Source organism: Caulobacter sp. P1_D6 (assembly GCF_056406095.1).
In genome coordinates, this window is the sequence record NZ_JBFUAW010000017.1 from 1 (window position 1) to 14,441 (window position 14,441).

Consider the following 14,441-nt stretch of genomic DNA (forward strand, 5'->3'; position numbering starts at 1 on the left):
CCTCCCCTCCCCCACAGGGGGAGGGCCTGGGCCCCGCACCCTTCCCGAAATCTCCGACCCCGCGTCCCGGTCCAGCCGCAGGTAGACCGGCAAGGCCAGCAGCGTCACCACGCCGATCGCCACGAACGGCCAGGTGAAGCGGTCGGGCGTCAGGTGGGCGCCGTGGCCGCGCGCCAGGTGCAGCATCAGGCCGCCGAAGCTGACCCCCAGGGCCAGGCCCACCTGCTGGGCGACAGCCGATAGGGTGGAGGCGGCCGCGACCTTGGCCTGCGGCACGTCGGCATAGGCGATGGTGTTGGCGGCGATGAACTGGTTGGAGCGGCAGAAGCCGCCGAGGAACAGCGCGCCCGTCATCACCGCCATCGGCGTGGCCAGGGTGAAGAAGCCGGGCGCGGCCGTGAACGCCGCCGTCAGGGTCACGAACACCGCCAGCGAGGTGCGGAAGCCGAAGCGCTTGAGGCCGGCGGCGGCGAACGGGCGGGCGATCAGCACGCCCACGCCGGTGCCCAGGGTCACGGCGCTGGCCTTCAGCGGGCTCCAGCCCAGGGCCACCTGCAGCAACAGCGGCATCAGGAACGGGCTGGCCCCGATGCCCAGCCGCACCAGCGTCCCGCCCAGCAGGCTGGCGCGGAAGGTGCGGTATTTCAGTAGACCCAGGTCGAGGATCGGCCTGGGCGTGGCCTTGGCCTTGCGCAGGTAGAGCCAGCCGGATCCCAGGGCCAGGACCAGCATGCCCAGTTGCGCCCAGGGGGGAAGCAGCGACAGCCCCGCCGTCTCGGCCACCACCACCAGGCCGCTGATCGCCAGGGCCGACAGCAGGAAGCCGGCGGTGTCGAACCGGCCCATCTCCTTGTTCGGCGGGCTCCTGGGCACGAAGCGCATCACCGCCGTCATGCCCAGCAGGCCGATCGGCAGGTTCAGGTAGAAGATCCACGGCCAGTCCGCGACGCTGAGCACCAGGCCGGCGAGGGGAGGGCCGATCAGCGGGCCGATCAGGGCGGGCATGGTGAACCAGCCCATGGCCCGGATCAGTTTGTCCTTGGGCGTCGAGCCGACGACGATCAGCCGGGCCACCGGCGTCATCATCGCCCCGCCGATCCCCTGGAGGATGCGCGAGGCGACCAGGGCCTCCAGGTTCCGCGACAGGCCGCACAGGGCCGAGCCGGCCAGGAACACGACCATGGCCGTCATGAACACCCGCCGCGCGCCAAAGCGTTCGGCCGCCCAGCCGCTGGCCGGCGTGAACACCGCCAGGGCCAGGATGTAGGAGGTCAGGGCCAGCTTCAGATGGATGGGGTCGACGCTGAACGCCCGGGCCAGGGTGGGCAGGGCGGTCGACAGGGCGGTGGAGTCGATGAACTCCATCAGCAGGGCGCTGGCCACCGCCAGCGAGATCAGCCGGGTTCCGAGAACCGACTTGTCTGGCGGAGGGGCGGGCTGATCAATCGACACGACGGGCGGCTTACGCCCGCCGGCTGACGATCTCAAGTCGGATGGACCGGCCAATCCGGCGTCTTGTGCGTTATCCTCCTCGCAGCCGCCTGGAGCCCGCGATGACGCAGGAAACCCATCTGTCCGAACTGGAGGAGGAGATGGCCCAGGCCGTCGCTTCCGAGGACTTCGAAACGGCCTCGATCCTGCGCGGCCAGATCGATCAGATCCGCCGCGACCTGCGGGTCATGGAGCAGCCCGGCGGAGGAGCGCCCCAGGCGGCCTATCTCAAGCAGCGCGAGTCCCAGAAGGCCGGCCCGCCCTAGGGTCGGCGGCAGCCTACTCGCCCGAGAGGGCGTCGCGCAGCTCGCGGTCCAACTGCTCCAGCGTGAACGGCTTGGTCAGCAGGCGGGTGCCGGCGTCCAGCGTGCCGTTGTGGACGATGGCGTTGCGGGTGTAGCCGGTCATGTAGATGACCTTCAGGTCCGGCCGCACCAGCAGGGCGGCGTCGACCAGCTGGCGGCCGTTGGAGCCCGGCATGACCACGTCGGTGAGCAGGATGGTGATCTCCGGACGCTGGCCCAGGCGCTCCAGCGCCACCGCCGCGCCGTCGGCCTCGATCACCTTGTAGCCCAGCTCGCGGGCCGCGCTGACGGTGAAGCTGCGCACGCCCGGATCGTCCTCGGCGATCAGCACGGTGAAGGCTTCGCCGCTGGCCACGATCGGACGCGGCGCGACCGGCTCCTCGATGGCCAGCCCCTGGGTGTCGCGCGGCAGGTAGAGCTTGACCGTCGTGCCCACGCCCAGCTCGCTGTAGAGCTTGATGTGGCCGCGCGACTGCTTGAGGAAGCCGTGCACCTGCGACAGGCCCAGGCCCGTGCCTTCACCCAGCCGCTTGGTGGTGAAGAACGGATCGAAGGCGCGTTCCATCACCTCGGGCGTCATGCCGCCGCCGGTGTCGGTGATCGCCACCAGCACGAACTGGCCGGCCACGACCTCGTCGTGGGCGTCGGCATAGGCCTTGTCGAGGAAGGCGTTGGACGTCTCGATCGTCAGGCGGCCGCTGGCCCCGCTGGCCTGGCCCATGGCGTCGCGGGCGTTGACCGCCAGGTTGAGGATCGCGCTTTCCAGCTGGGGCGTGTCTACGAAGGCCCGCCACAGGCCGCCGGCCAGCACGGTCTCGACCGCGATGTTCTCGCCCAACGCCCGGCGCAGCAGCTCGGACATGTCGGCCACGCACTTGTTGACGTCGGTGGGCTTGGGATCCAGCGGCTGCTGGCGCGAGAAGGCCAGCAGGCCCTTGGTCAGGGCGGCGGCGCGATTGGCGCCCGACAGGGCGTTCTCGGCCAGGCTGAGCAGCTTCTCCTGGCCCGACAGCCGGCGGATCAGCATGTCCAGATTGCCGACGATGATCGCCAGCATGTTGTTGAAGTCGTGGGCGACGCCGCCGGTCAGCTGGCCCAGGGCTTCCATCTTCTGGGCCTGGCGGAGCTGGGCCTCGGCGCGTTCGCGCTGGGCGATCGCGTTCTCGAGGGCGCGGTTGTGGCTCAGCAGTTCGCGGGCATGGTCACGCGATTCACGGACGATGGCGAAGGCCAACACGGCGGCGGCGAACAGGGCCAGGACGATCACCCCGATCAGCACCGAACGCTGCGTGGCGACGACAGCCTGCCGCTCGGCGAGCAAGTTCGCCTCGGCGGTCTCGAATGTCCGGCTGAGCGCGCGGACGCGATCCATCTGGGCCTTGCCCACATTGGTCTTCAGGCGGGCGATGGCGGCGTCGGCGCGGCCCCCGCGCGCCATGGCCACCGTCAGGTCCAGCTCGGCCATCTTCGCGTCGATCGCCTGGGTGAGGTCCGCCACGCGCCGCCGTTGCGCCGCGTTGTCGGCCACCAGGCCCCGCAGTTGGTCCTTCAGGACCGGCAGGCGATCGTGGGCCTCGCTGTAGGGCTGCAGATAGGCCGGGTCGGCCGTCAGCAGGTAGCCGCGCTGGGCGGTCTCGGCGTCCTGCAGCGCGCTGAACGTCACCGCCTGGACCCGCCGCACCTCCAGCGAGTGCGCCGCCCAGCGTTCGGCCCCCGCGCTGGCGAACGCCACGACGATGGCCGCCACGGCGGCGCAGACGAGCAGGAGAAGGCCCACGACGAGGCTCGCACGAACACCCCGTGCGCCCGAGGCGACGTCGGTCGACTGAATACGCGCCAAACTCGATTACTCCCCCGATGGGTCCCGTCCCGTCGAACGAAGGCTTGATACGTGGAATCGAGGAGGTAGCCAAACGCCGCGAGGCGCTTGCGCGCTGAAACGACGATCCAGGGGCGCCTCGCTGGCGCCGCTTTCAGAATTCCTCCGTCCGCGTTCCATCTTGACGCTTGCGCCAATTTCGAACGGCCGTAAGACTTCCCCACAGGTAAAGGGGATACCGTAGTGAGTCCGAAGAGCGACGGCGCGACCGTCACCACCGCGCCAGACATCGACGCCGACAGCGCCGACAACGAAGCCGTCACCAAGAATCTGGTGTTCGTCGCCGCCGAGCGCCTGTTCGCGCTGCACGGCTTCCAGAACGTCTCGGTGCGCGACATCACCGCCGCGGCGGGCGTCAACCTGGCCTCGGTGAACTATCACTTCGGCTCCAAGGACGCGCTGCTGTACGAGATCTTCCGTCGGCGCACGGTCGAGCTGAACCGCGAGCGGGCCAAGAAGCTGCACGAGGCCACCGACCGCTTCGAAGGCGCTCCGCCCGTGCGCGAGATCCTGGCCGCCCTGCTGACCCCGCCGCTGAAATGGCTGGCCCCCGACCACGAGCGCCGCATCTCGCTGCAGTTCCTGATCCGGGCCCGCAGCGAGGGCACCGACGAGATCCGCAAGGTCCTGCAGACCGACGTCACCCATCTGCGCCGCTTCTCCGACGCCTTGCTCAAGGCGCGGCCGGACCTGCCGTCCGAGGAGATCTACTGGCGGCTGCACTTCACCCTGGGCATGCTGCACAACAACCGCTTCGCCGAGTTCGACCGCCTGAACGTGCTGTCGGAAGGCACGACCAGCGAGGCCGATGTCGAGGCGCTGCTGGGCCGCATGCTGGCCTTCGCCGAGGCGGGGTTCTCGGCCTAGGTCTTCGGACCGGGCCGCTCACCGACATCAAGGAAACGGCCAGGCCGGGACCGCCGGGGCGCATGCGCCCCGCGCCGGTTTCGGGTCGGCGCGGCCCTGCGCGAATTGCGGACTCGGCAAGCGCGAGCACGTCCGAGTCTGACGCATCAATAGAACAAAATAAGAACAAGCGATCTTGAGGAGCGGGCGATCCCCGCCCTCGGGATCGTGAAAACACGCCGGCGCAATTTTCCGCGTCGGCGATCCACGAACCCAATTTGAACCTCCAAGGATTTTCCAAAATGAATAGATCATCCCCTCTGCGCGGCCTGGCGCCGAAAAGCGCCAAGGCCGTCGCCGCGGCGCTGTGCCTGGCGACCTTGTCGGCGCCGGCCGCGACATTCGCCGCCAACACCCCGGGCGCCGCCGTCGGCGCGATCCGCTGGGACGCCTGGGTGGGCGACCTGCCCACGGGGGCCGGCGGCCACGTCGGCCTGGAGGTCGAGCGCAATCTCGGCCTCAACCAGTTCCATGACCGCGTGCCGTTCTATGGCGTGGAGACCGGCGCGGACTCCGTCCAGGTTCGCCAACTGACCCAGGCCCAGATGGACGCCGACATCGCCTACGCCAAGCGTGCGGGCGTCAACTACTGGGCGTTCTGCTACTTCCCGGACAACGACGGCATGTCGACGGCCCGGAACCTCTACCAGTCGAGCACCCAGCGCGACGGCCTCAACTACGCGTACGTCGTCAGCATGAGTTCGGCGCCGGCCGCGACCCTGGCTTCTGAGTTCGTGCGGAGCAACTTCCAGAAGGTGCTCAACGGTCGTCCGCTGCTCTATGTGATGATCAACGCCGGCGACACCACGGCCGACATGGCGAGCTTCGTGGCCGGCGTGCGGTCGGCGGCGGCGACCGCGGGGTCGGCCAACCCCTACATCGTCCTGCTGTCGCCCAACGCCGCCACGGCGTCGAGCTACGCCACGGCCGCCGGGGCGGACGCCATCAGCACCTATGCCGACGGTTCGACCAACGGCGTGGCCTATTCGACGCTGATCTCGCAGAACGCCAACACCTGGAACACCTTCAGGAACACCGGCAGGAAGGTGGTGCCCTCGGTGACGACGGGCTGGGACAACCGGCCCCGGTCGCTCTATCCGCAGAGCTGGAACAACAACCAGCCGGTGGCCTCGAACGCCTGGGTTCAGAAGGCCACCCCGGCCGAGATCGGGACCAACCTGCAGAACGCCCTGAACTGGGTGCAGAACAATCAGCTCACCGCCGACGCCAACACGGTGCTGATGTACGCCTGGAACGAGTTCGACGAGGGCGGGTGGATGACGCCCACCCTGCAGACCGGGACCGACCGCGTCGACGCCGTTTCGGAGGTGCTGCGGTATTCCAGCTCGTCCAACTGGCCCGGCCAGACGGCGCACGGGGCGTTCGACGGCGATCCCAACACCAACTGGCAGGCGGCGCCCGGCACGCTCTACGGCGGGCAGTGGGTGGAGATCGACTTCGGCAAGGACTCCACCTTCAGCCAGGCGACGATCAGCGAGTACGGAAACCGGACGACGGGCTACCGGATCGAGTACCTGAACGGCTCGACCTGGAAGACGGCCTACACCGGAACCGGCATCGGCGCGTCCAGCACGGTCAGCTTCCCGGCGGTGACCGGCCGCAGGGCCCGGCTCTTCTTCACCTCGGGGATCGACACGGCGATCATCTACGAGATGACGCTGAACGCCACGCCGGCCGTTTCGCCGAACCTGGCGCTGAACGGCTCCTACGCCAGCTCGTCCAATTGGGACCTCACCCAGACGGCCGACAAGGCCTTCGACGGCGATCCCAACACCAACTGGCAGGCTCGGGGCCCCGGGTATGCTGCTTCGCTGCAGGCCGATTTCGGGACCCGAAAGGCGTTCAACACCGTCACCATGTCGGAATTCGGCGATCGCACCAGCGGCTACCGGATCGACTACTGGACGGGGAGCGCGTGGACTCCGGCCTATTACGGCACGACCATCGGGGCCAGCAGCACAGTGACCTTCCCCACGGTGGTCAGCAGCAGGGTGCGGCTGAACTTCACCTCCGGGGCGTTCACGCCGATCATCTACGAGATGAGCGTCAGCCTGAACTAGGAACGGACGGGGRCACGCGCCTGGCGCGTGTCCCCAACCTCGTCCTAGCCCGCCAGCTTCCAGGCCAGCCTCAGGTCCTCGACCAATTCGGCGAAGGCCCGGTCCTTGGTCTCGGGGTCGGGGACGCGCAGCAGGAAGGACGGGTGCCAGCTGACCAGGCCCTGTTCGCCGCCGTCCAGCGCTTGGCGCTGGCCACGCGTCCTGCCGATCGGCAGGGCCTTGCCGAACACCGCCTGCACCGCCGTCGCGCCCAGGGCCAGGATCACCTTGGGCCGGACCAGCCGGCGCTCGGCGTCCAGCCACCAGCGGCAGGCCTGGACCTCGCCGCGGTCCGGCGTCTTGTGCAGCCGGCGCTTGCCGCGCGGCTCGTGCTTGAAGTGCTTGACGGCATTTGTGACGAAGGCGCGGTCGCGGGGGACGCCGGCCTCGGCCATGGCGCGATCCAGGAGCTGGCCGGCGGGGCCGACGAACGGAACGCCCTGCAGGTCCTCCTGATCGCCGGGTTGTTCGCCCACGATCATCAGCGCCGCCTTGGCGGGTCCCAAGCCCGGCACGCCCTGGGTGGCGTCGCGCCACAGGTCGCAGCGGCGGCAGACCTGCACGCCGGCGGCCACCTCTTCCAGATTGACCAGATTGCTCTCGCCGAACGAGCCGTCGCGGGCGTGCTTCAGCGCGGCCTTGAGCACGCGTTCGGACGGCTTGACGGGGTGGGCGGCGACCATGGCTTCGGTCCGGTTTCGAGCGTTCTCGATCAGATCCGGAATGAGCGCCGCCTCCGGTAGGTTCCGCCAATAGCGCTTGGGCATCTCCTGTTTCATCATCGCCGGGTTCAGCCGCGCCGGGTTGAAGATCGAGGCGTAGTAGGTGCGCCACATCTCTTCCTGGGCGTCCTGCGACGGCGCGTCGGCGGGATCGGCGCCGGGCGACATCGTCAGCGTGCTTCCGTCCCAGTGCACGCAAGCGTCCGGTGTCAGGATCGACCAGTTCATGTTGGCGAACCGCCGGGCGAAGAACGGCGCGGCGGCCTCGGTGACCCGGTGCGCCGGCTCGAACCAGGCGACATATTGCTCCCTTGGGGTTTCCGGCGCGACGTCCTCGACCAGCCGGAAGCGGACGAAGGCGTGCATCTTGTGGATCGCCCGGCCGACGCCCTTGGCCATGTCGCGCGCCTTGGCGACATCGACGTCGGCGGGGTTGTCCAGCAGGCGCGGCTGGCGCTCGAGGCGGTGCAGAATGCGGTAGAGCAGGGCCAGCCGTTCGGGCGAGCGGTGCAGGATGACGGTCCGGGCCAGGTCGACGAAGGCGGCGGGGACGGTGAAGGGAGCTCTGCCGGGAGTTTCGCGATTTTCCTTGTCATCCCGGACGAGCGCGGAGCGCGAAGATCCGGGACCGCCGGAAGCGCCGCGCTCTGGGCCGCTCCCGGATCTTCGCTGCGCTTCGTCCGGGATGACAGACGTTGTTTGCAGCGGTTCCGAAAACAGATCCCGCTCCACCGTCCACACCACCGCCTCCGGCGCCACGCCTTCCGCCCTCAGTGTCCGGGCCGCCGTCCGCCAGCCGTCGAAGTCGATCTCGGACTCCAGCCGCGCCACCCGCATCAGAACAAGCTCAGCTGTTCGGGCGCTATCAGGGACGCCCGCAGGCTCTCGCCGTCGGTCGCCGCGCCGGGCGTCCAGTCGGCGGTGACGATGAACGGCTTGGCGCGCTTGACCGAGCCGCACACGCGCTTGACGTCGTCCAGGGTCAGCCGCGTCTGGGCGCGGGCCAGCAGGATGCGGTCGACGCCGCGCGTTCCGAGGCCCGGCGTGCGCAGCAGGGTCTCGCGGTCAGCGGAGTTGACGTCGACGGGGAAGTCGCCGCGATGGCGCAGGGCCCAGGCGGTCTTGGGATCGACCTCCAGGTCCAGGTTCTCGCCCGGCGCGACGATCTCGCCCTGGCCGAAGCCGTAGAACCGCATCAGCCAGTCGGCCTGGTACAGCCGATGCTCGCGCACCAGGGGCGGGCGGGCCTGGGGCAGGCGGGCGCTGCCGTCGGGGATCGGGCTGAAGGCCGAATAATAGACGCGCTTGAGCTGATAGGCGCCGTACAGCGTCGCGCTGCGGGACAGGATGTCGCCGTCCCTGGCCGCGTCGGCCCCGACGATCAGCTGGGTCGACTGGCCGGTGGCGAAGGCGCGGCGGCCGGCCTTGCGCGCCGGCTCGGCCCGATCCTCGATGTGCAGCCGCATCCGGCCCATCGCCTTCTTGATGCCCGCCGCGTCCTTCTCCGGCGCCAGCACCGCCAGGCTCTCGTCGCCCGGCAGCTCGACATTGATCGACACCCGGTCGGCATAGAGCCCGGCCTCGGCCGCCAGCTCGGGCGAGGCCTCGGGGATCAGCTTCAGATGGATGTAGCCGCGGAAGTCGTGGTCCAGGCGCAGGCTCCTGGCCACCCGGACCATCTCCTCCATCGTGTAGTCGCCGGTGCGGATCACCCCGGACGACAGGAACAAGCCCTCGATGTAGTTGCGCTTGTAGAAGTTCAGGGTGAGGTCGACGACCTCCTTCACGCTGAAGCGGGCCCGCGTGACGTTGGACGACACCCGGTTCACGCAATAGGCGCAGTCGTAGATGCAGAAGTTGGTCAGCAGGATCTTGAGCAGGCTGATGCACCGCCCGTCCGGCGCATAGGCGTGGCAGATGCCCATGCCCTCGGTGGAGCCGACTCCCTTGCCGCCCATGGAGTTGCGTTTCTCGGCTCCGGACGAGGCGCAGGAAGCGTCGTATTTGGCGGCGTCGGAGAGGATGGCGAGCTTGCGTTTCAGATCGAGGACGGCCATTCGCCCAACCTATTGTTCCTATTTTGTTCCGTCCAGGCCAATCACTCGCCTGTGACGGAACGAAGCAGGTTCGGCGGGGTTATGCAGAGCCTATGGCGCGGCTCGGCATCCTTCATGAAACGCGGTACAGCTACGCCCGGCCGGTCGGCTTCGGGGCGCATCGGCTGCTGATCCGGCCGCGCGACAGCCATGCCATCCGCATCGTCGAGGCTTCGCTGCAGACCTCCTTGCCGGGCGAGACCCGCTGGACCTACGACGCCGTCGGCAACTGCGTCTGCTGGTTCACGCCGAGGGGCGAGGCCGACAGTTTCACCATCACCAGCCGTCTGGTCATCGACCGCTTTCCCGCGCCCCTGACCAGCCTGCAGATCGACGACCCGCACACCATCTCGCCGATCGTCTACTCGCGCGAGGACCGGGCGGTGCTGAACCCGTTCATCACCCCGGCCACCGACGACGACGACCGCGTGCTGCTGCGGTGGCTGCGCCAGCAGATGGAGCGCCCCGACGAGCCGGCCATCGACTTCCTGCTGCGGATGAACGCCACCATCCACGACACCTTCGCCTACAAGGCCCGGCCCGAGGCCGGCACCCAGACGCCGGCCCAGACGATTTCGTCGGGCGAGGGCACCTGCCGCGACTTCGCCTGGCTGATGGTCGAGGCCTTGCGGCGTCTGGGCTACGCGGCGGTGTTCGCCACCGGCTACATCTACAGCGGCCCAGCCTCGGCCCTGCGCGGCGCGGGCGCCACCCACGCCTGGTGCGAGGTGTTCCTGCCGGGCCTGGGCTGGACCGAGTTCGACCCGACCAACGGCCTGGCGGAGTCGCCGGACCTGATCCTGGTCGCCCACACCCGCACGCCCAACGAAGCCAAGCCGATCTCGGGCACGATCCTGGACGACCCGGGCGAGGCGCATCTCAGCGTCAAGGTCGAGGTGAGCCTGCTCGACACCCTCGAGGCGGCGGCGTGATAAAACTGACAAGAAAAATCGGGAGGATGAAGCCATGATGAAGCCGTTCCAACAGCAAGCGCCACTCGGCGGCGGCCACCTGCCGCATCCCGAGCCCAAGCCGCAGCACGGCCAGAAGCCGGACGTGGAGTGCCTGAAGGTCCCGGAAAAGCGTTCGTTCGAGCCGCGTCCGGGACACTAGGGCTATCCCTTTATGCGGCGGCCGCCCTTCGAGTGGCCCTTGGTCATCGGGCTGGGCTTGGGCGGCGGAACCCAGTCCTTGGGCGGCGTATAGCTCGACTGGTTGGTCCCCAGGCCCATCTTCCCGGGCTCCTGGCGCTTGAGATACGACCCGCCGGGGCGGTCGACGCCTCCCAATAGAGCGATCCGGTCGCGCAGGGCGGCCGCGGTCTCGAAATCCTCCGCCGCCACGGCCTTCGCCATCGCCGCTTCGAGTTCGGAGAGATCGGGAGTGTCGGACACGGCGAAATCCTGGTTGTCAGCGCCAGGATAACGCGCCAGCCGTCGGAAGGGCGAGCCCGCCTGCCGGCTAGCCGCGCACCAGTTCCCGCATGGCCTTGTCCAGGCCGTCGATCGTCAGCGGGAACATCCGGTCGTTCATCAGCTGCTTCATGACGCCGATCGACTGGGTGTAGTCCCAGTGCCGCTCGGGCGTGGGGTTCAGCCAGACGGCGCTCTGGTAGATGTCGGTGACCCGGCTCATCCAGATGGCCCCGGCCTCCTCGTTCCAGTGCTCGACGCTGCCGCCCGGATAGGTGATCTCGTAGGGGCTCATCGTCGCGTCGCCCACGAAGATCACCTTGTAGTCGTGCGGGAACTTGTGGAGCACGTCCCAGGTCGGCAGCTTCTCGACCTGGCGGCGGCGATTGTCCTTCCACACGGCCTCGTACAGGCAGTTGTGGAAGTAGAAGAACTCCAGATGCTTGAACTCGGTCTTGGCGGCGCTGAACAGCTCCTCGCAGAGCTTGATGTGGCCGTCCATCGAGCCGCCGATGTCGAAGAACAGCAGCACCTTGATCGTGTTGCGCCGCTCGGGACGCATCTGGATGTCCAGATAACCCTTCTCGGCGGTGCCGCGAATCGTGCCGTTCAGGTCCAGTTCGTCCAGCGCCCCCTGGCGGGCGAACTTGCGCAGGCGCCGCAGGGCCACCTTGATGTTGCGGGTGCCCAGTTCGACCGAGTCGTCGAGGTTCTTGTACTCGCGCTTGTCCCAGACCTTCACGGCCCGGCCGTGGCGGCTCTTGTCCTGGCCGATGCGGACGCCTTCGGGATTGTAGCCGTTGTTGCCGAACGGGCTGGTGCCGCCCGAGCCGATCCACTTGGACCCGCCCTCGTGGCGCTCCTTCTGTTCCTTCAGGCGCTCCTGCAGGGTCTCCATCAGCTTCTCGAAGCCGCCCATGGCCTCGATCTGCGCCTTCTCCTCGTCGGTCAGGAACTTCTCGGTCAGGGCCTTGAGCCACTCGGCAGGGATGTCGGCGGTCAGGCCGTCCTCGACGGTCTCCAGCCCCTTGAACACGTGGCCGAACACCCGGTCGAACTTGTCGAGGTTCTTCTCGTCCTTCACCAGGCTGGCGCGCGACAGGAAGTAGAAGTCCTCGATCCGCCGGTCGATGACGTCCTTGTCCAGCGCCTCCATCAGCAGGAGGTATTCGCGCAAGGACACGGGAACCTTGGCGGCGCGGAGTTCGGAGAAGAAGCGCAGGAACATGGCCAAGATCTCTGGGGGCAGACTTTCGAACGAGTGTTCGAGCCCAGGATGGCCGTCAGGAGGCGGGCTGTCCAGCCGGCGCGGGCGGCGTCGCGACCGGCGCGGCCTTATGCTGGACCGCCTTGTACAGATACATCAGCCAGCCCATGCCATCGCCCTGGGTCGCCAGGAACCCGGCGTTGGCGGCGTCGCCGCTCATGCGCAGCTTGATCTCCCAGCCGTCGACGACCGCCACCGAGACGCTCTCGTAGGTCCCGCCGTCGATGAAGCGCTCGGTGCGGCTGGGGGGCACCTTGCCGGTCGCGGTGATCATGGCGACCAGGTTCGAACCCTTGCCGCGATAGGGCTTGGCTTTCGGATGCTTGGCCTTCAGGGCCGCGACCGACATGGCCATGGCCTGATCCAGGGTCAGGTCCGACTTGGTGGCGTAGACCGTGCGGCTGTCGGCGAAGGTGGCGCTGCTGCAGCCGACGTCCGTGCCGTCCGGCTTGAACAGCACCACCTCGCTGTCGGCGCGGCCGGGATTGAAGATGCAATAGAGACCAGAAGCCTTGTGCTGCAGGATGACCCCGCTCTCGCCTTGCCGGTCGCTCAGATTGTCGAAGAACGCCGCCGCGCCGGCCTTGGCCAGCAGGGAGTCGCCCTCGACCTTGGCGGCGGCCTGCTTGGCGGCCAGTTGCTCCGGCGTCGGTTCGGTCTGGGCCAGGGCCGGAGTGGCGGCCAGGGCGCACGCCAGGGCCAGCATCGTCAGCGACTTCATCGAGTTTCCCCCGTTTGCTTCTCCCGGCCCAGCTTTGCAGCCTTCGGTGGAGAAAGCGAGATCGACTCAGCCGCGCCGCAGGATGAACTCCAGGTCCCGCGTCTGCCCCACCGGGAAATGGTACTCGCCGACCTTCTCGAACCCCTTGCTCTCATACAGCTTCTGCGCCCCGAAATTCTGCGACCACACGCCGATCCACAGCCGGCGCGGGCCGTCGCGTTCCAGCCAGTCCAGCGCGGTCTTCAGCAGCAGCGAGCCGCGCCCGCCGCCCTGGAAGTCCTTCAACACGTAGATCCGGTGCAGCTCGCCGTCGCCGGGCTTCACGTCCTCGTGCGGCAGGCCGCAGGGGCCGGCGGTGGCGTAGCCGATGGCCTCGTCGTCCAGCTCCAGCAGCCACGTCGCCTTGTCCGGATCGGCCAGGTCGCGCCGGGTCCGCTCCAGGCCGTAGGCGTAGGCCAGGAAGGTCTCCAGGTCCTCGGTCGGATAGAGGTGGGCGAAAGTCTCGCTGAACGTGCGCGCGCCCAGGCTGGACACGGTGTCGGCGTCATCGATCGTGGCGCGGCGGATAGTCGGGGCGATGTTCAAGGGTTACGATCCTCGCATGGATGTCGCGCTCTATACGCACCTGGATATGCTCGACCATCGGCCCGGCGACAACCACGCCGAGCGGCCCGAACGTCTGCGGGCGGTGATCGACGCGCTGAACGACGACGCCTGCCTGAACCTGGAGAGCATCGAGGCCCCGCTGGTCGACTATGCCGACCTGGCCCGCGTGCATCCCCAGGGCTTCATCGACGAGGTGCTGGCCGCCGCGCCCAGCAGCGGCCGGCGCTCCCTCGATCCCGACACCGTGCTGTCGACCGGCAGCCTGACCGCCGCGCGCCGCGCCGCCGGGGCGGTGGTCGCCGCGACCCGGGCCGTGACGGCTGGGCAGGGGACGCGGGCCTTCTGCGCCGTCCGACCGCCCGGCCACCACGCCGAGCCTGATACGGCCATGGGCTTCTGCGTGTTCTCCAACATCGCCGTGGCGGCGCGGGTCGCGCAGGCCGCCGGGCTCAAGCGCGTGGCCATCGTCGATTTCGACGTTCACCACGGCAACGGCACCCAGGCGACGTTCGAGCACGATCCGACCGTGTTCTTCGCCTCGATCCACCAGTCGCCGCTCTATCCCGGCACCGGCGCCCCGTCCGAGACCGGGGTCGGCAACATCGCCAACGCCATCGTCGCTCCGCATGCGCCGCGCGAGGTCTGGCGCAAGGGCTTCGAGGGGCTGATGGACAAGGTCGACGGATTCGCGCCGCAGCTGATCCTGGTCTCGGCCGGTTTCGACGCCCACGTCCGCGATCCGCTGGCCGCCCAGAGCCTGGAGGCCGAGGATTTCGCCTGGGCGACACGGGCGATCGCCTCGGTCGCGAACCGCCGTTGCGGGGGGCGTATTGTTTCCTCGCTCGAGGGCGGCTACGACCTAGAAGCGCTCGGCCGCTCGGCGGCGGCGCATGTCAAAGCGTTGCAAGAGGGGTGA

At 68.6% G+C, this 14,441-nt stretch carries 14 protein-coding genes; 6 read left to right on the top strand and 8 right to left on the bottom strand.

Features of this window, described 5'->3' with window-relative positions; translation table 11 throughout:
- A partial coding sequence (locus tag AC1DYP_RS11265; RefSeq protein WP_477046405.1) for an MFS transporter occupies positions 1-1,452 on the bottom strand: 1,452 nt, incomplete at its 3' end.
- Positions 1,453-1,553: 101 nt separating this feature from the next.
- Between AC1DYP_RS11265 and AC1DYP_RS11270 the strand changes: the two genes are divergently transcribed.
- Positions 1,554-1,757, top strand: a complete 204-nt coding sequence (locus AC1DYP_RS11270) for a UvrB/UvrC motif-containing protein (RefSeq protein WP_477046406.1) — start codon at positions 1,554-1,556, stop codon at positions 1,755-1,757.
- A gap of 13 nt (positions 1,758-1,770) precedes the next feature.
- Here the strand turns inward: AC1DYP_RS11270 and AC1DYP_RS11275 are convergent, their stop codons facing one another.
- Entirely contained in the window at positions 1,771-3,573 is a 1,803-nt protein-coding gene (locus AC1DYP_RS11275) for a CHASE3 domain-containing protein (RefSeq protein ID WP_477046407.1), read from the bottom strand.
- A gap of 330 nt (positions 3,574-3,903) precedes the next feature.
- Between AC1DYP_RS11275 and AC1DYP_RS11280 the strand changes: the two genes are divergently transcribed.
- Both AC1DYP_RS11280 and AC1DYP_RS11285 read left to right on the top strand, forming a co-directional pair.
- The gene (locus AC1DYP_RS11280; RefSeq protein ID WP_477046470.1) at positions 3,904-4,542 is read left to right on the top strand and encodes a TetR/AcrR family transcriptional regulator; all 639 of its coding nucleotides are present in this window, start codon (positions 3,904-3,906) and stop codon (positions 4,540-4,542) included.
- Between the two features lie 281 nt (positions 4,543-4,823).
- A complete protein-coding gene (locus AC1DYP_RS11285; protein ID WP_477046408.1) occupies positions 4,824-6,662 on the top strand; it encodes a discoidin domain-containing protein in 1,839 nt (612 codons plus the stop codon).
- 44 nt (positions 6,663-6,706) lie between these two features.
- On the opposite strand, the gene AC1DYP_RS11290 is transcribed toward AC1DYP_RS11285, so the two are convergent.
- Positions 6,707-8,260 (bottom strand): UdgX family uracil-DNA binding protein, encoded by a 1,554-nt coding sequence (locus AC1DYP_RS11290; protein WP_477046409.1) that lies wholly within the window; start codon positions 8,258-8,260, stop codon positions 6,707-6,709.
- Complete coding sequence (locus AC1DYP_RS11295) at positions 8,260-9,480, bottom strand: putative DNA modification/repair radical SAM protein (RefSeq protein ID WP_477046410.1); 1,221 nt, start codon at positions 9,478-9,480, stop codon at positions 8,260-8,262. The genes AC1DYP_RS11290 and AC1DYP_RS11295 overlap by 1 nt, the downstream gene beginning before the upstream one ends.
- A gap of 92 nt (positions 9,481-9,572) precedes the next feature.
- Here AC1DYP_RS11295 and AC1DYP_RS11300 point away from each other — a divergent pair, with 92 nt between their 5' ends.
- A complete protein-coding gene (locus tag AC1DYP_RS11300) occupies positions 9,573-10,451 on the top strand; it encodes a transglutaminase family protein (RefSeq protein ID WP_477046411.1) in 879 nt (292 codons plus the stop codon).
- Positions 10,452-10,485: 34 nt separating this feature from the next.
- Positions 10,486-10,632 carry a hypothetical protein gene (locus AC1DYP_RS11305; protein WP_477035371.1) on the top strand — a complete coding sequence of 49 codons (147 nt, stop codon included), beginning with the start codon at positions 10,486-10,488 and terminating at the stop codon, positions 10,630-10,632.
- A 2-nt stretch (positions 10,633-10,634) separates the two neighbouring features.
- Here AC1DYP_RS11305 and AC1DYP_RS11310 read toward each other — a convergent pair whose 3' ends face one another.
- The 4 genes from AC1DYP_RS11310 to AC1DYP_RS11325 all read right to left on the bottom strand — a co-directional run bounded on the left by AC1DYP_RS11310 (position 10,635) and on the right by AC1DYP_RS11325 (position 13,504).
- The gene (locus tag AC1DYP_RS11310; RefSeq protein WP_477046412.1) at positions 10,635-10,913 is read right to left on the bottom strand and encodes a UvrB/UvrC motif-containing protein; all 279 of its coding nucleotides are present in this window, start codon (positions 10,911-10,913) and stop codon (positions 10,635-10,637) included.
- Between the two features lie 67 nt (positions 10,914-10,980).
- Complete coding sequence (locus AC1DYP_RS11315) at positions 10,981-12,159, bottom strand: vWA domain-containing protein (protein WP_477035373.1); 1,179 nt, start codon at positions 12,157-12,159, stop codon at positions 10,981-10,983.
- Between the two features lie 55 nt (positions 12,160-12,214).
- A complete protein-coding gene (locus AC1DYP_RS11320) occupies positions 12,215-12,919 on the bottom strand; it encodes a hypothetical protein (protein ID WP_477046413.1) in 705 nt (234 codons plus the stop codon).
- A 66-nt stretch (positions 12,920-12,985) separates the two neighbouring features.
- Positions 12,986-13,504 (bottom strand): N-acetyltransferase family protein, encoded by a 519-nt coding sequence (locus AC1DYP_RS11325; RefSeq protein WP_477046414.1) that lies wholly within the window; start codon positions 13,502-13,504, stop codon positions 12,986-12,988.
- 16 nt (positions 13,505-13,520) lie between these two features.
- Here AC1DYP_RS11325 and AC1DYP_RS11330 point away from each other — a divergent pair, with 16 nt between their 5' ends.
- Positions 13,521-14,441, top strand: coding sequence for a histone deacetylase family protein (locus tag AC1DYP_RS11330; RefSeq protein WP_477046415.1), 921 nt, complete (start codon positions 13,521-13,523; stop codon positions 14,439-14,441).